Source organism: Polaribacter sp. BAL334, from assembly GCF_015767435.1.
In the GTDB taxonomy this organism is placed as follows: Bacteria; Bacteroidota; Bacteroidia; order Flavobacteriales; family Flavobacteriaceae; genus Polaribacter.
In genome coordinates this window covers 1-579 of the sequence record NZ_JADWOV010000185.1, presented here as the reverse complement: position 1 = coordinate 579, position 579 = coordinate 1, and the positions used below count along the sequence as shown (strand labels likewise).

Here is a 579-nt window from a genome sequence, read left to right as displayed (position 1 = left end):
GACGAAGCAATCTTTTTATTGATATTCACTGTATTTTGAGAGCGGGGGAGGTTTTCATATACAGATTGCTTCGTGCCACGCAATGACGGGATTGGGTGTAATGACTGGATGGGCGGTTACTAATATACAGATTGCCACGCTCCTGCGTCGCTCGCAATGACGGGACAATTTAAATATTGAAAAGCCAACCTTCTGAGAGGTCATTCCAGTTTGGGTTTTCGAGATTTATTAATGACTCTTTTGTTTTTCTATTTCCTGATTTTATTTGTTTTTCTCTGGCAATTGCTTGTGTTATATCTTCGAATTCTTCATAGTACACTAATTGGTCACAGTTGTATTTTGCCGTAAAACCTTTGTATTGCTTGCTTTTGTGTTGGTATATTCTTTTTAATAGATTACTTGTTACCCCGATATAGATTACCGTTTTGTTTTTGTTGGTTAGGAAGTAGATATAGGACTTTTTCATTTTTTAAATGTAATGAATTTGGTTTGGTTTCACAACGTCTTTGCGAGGACGATAGGACGAAGCAATCTTTTTATTGCAATATACTGCATTTTGAGAGTGGGGGAGGTTTAATT

General features: G+C 36.6%; 1 protein-coding gene. It reads right to left on the bottom strand.

The annotated features are described in order from the left end of the window. Nucleotides 1–169: 169 nt before the first annotated feature. Nucleotides 170–466 (bottom strand): GIY-YIG nuclease family protein, encoded by a 297-nt coding sequence (locus IU405_RS00970; RefSeq protein ID WP_197436765.1) that lies wholly within the window; start codon nucleotides 464–466, stop codon nucleotides 170–172. Nucleotides 467–579: the final 113 nt, after the last annotated feature.